Here is a 1068-nt window from a genome sequence, read left to right on the forward strand (position 1 = left end):
CCATGTCGAGAACCTTGCCGTTGGAGATCATCGGCGCGGCCGCGCCGAGGGCGACGCTGCCGTCGGCCTCGCGCTTGAAGTAGATGTTGAAGAAGGCCGAGAACCGGTGCCAGGCGACGCCCCAGGTGATGTTGCGGCCGACCAGGTAGAGGAAGGCCATGCCCGACATCAGCTTGATGAACGCGAAGATCGACACCATGGTCGGGCTCGCGGGCAGCAGCTTGGCGATCTGCATGGTGAAGAAGTCGGTCGAGGCGTGGCCGTGGCCGTAGGTGGCGATCTTGCCGGCCTTGACGAAGATCATGCCGAGGCCCTCCATCAAGACGATCGTCTCGATGACATAGGCGGGCGCCATCTTGGAGCCGCTGAACCGCGACAGGCGCGCGGGAATCCGCGGGTGGTTCAGCTGACGGATGATGATCAGCGCGCCGATGCCGACCACGGTGCCGATGCCGAGGATCTCGTCGACCAGGTGGTAGATCGCCCAGTTGCCGATGATCGGCCAGTGGAACGAGCCGTCGAAGGTCTGGCCGTAGGCTTCGAACCACAGGATCGCGCCGAGGATGAAGCCGGTCATCACCAGCCAGTGCGCCCAGCCGACCGTGCGGAACTTGTTCATCCGCGTGTGGGCCGCGACCTCGACGAACATGTTCTTGAACCGTGGGAAGAACGGTCGCCAACGATCGGGGGCCGTCTGGCCGATGGTGATGGCCTTGCCGATGTTCCATGCGCCGCCGATAAACGACGCCCAACAGAACAGGCTGAGCACAGCTCCAATCGTGCCCAACGTGATAGTCAGGGCATTCATGTCGCGACCTTTCTTTCGAGGCAACACGAGGGTCTGAGCGAGGAGACCTCACCCGGTTGCTCGTATCGTAACCGCCACTAAGTTACCGGCCAGTAACTACCGCTGTCCACCGTAGGATCGGCATTTGCCGTCTGACCTTGTTTACTGGGACTTGACCTGTGGTTTGCCTGTGAGCAATATCACAAAAATGTTTGCTACGGGGTTCCCGTAGCGACTGTTGAACACCGTAAACCGTCCGTGAACTGCGGCGAAGCTAAGGT

At 61.1% G+C, this 1068-nt stretch carries 1 pseudogene; it reads right to left on the reverse strand.

Features of this window, described 5'->3' with window-relative positions:
- A pseudogene (locus ACFWF3_RS36960) lies at positions 1–808 on the reverse strand (Fe-S oxidoreductase); the annotation flags it as partial.
- Positions 809–1068: the final 260 nt, after the last annotated feature.

Origin of the sequence: Nocardia sp. NPDC060220 (assembly GCF_042727815.1) — a bacterium.
Taxonomy (GTDB): Bacteria; Actinomycetota; Actinomycetes; order Mycobacteriales; family Mycobacteriaceae; genus Nocardia.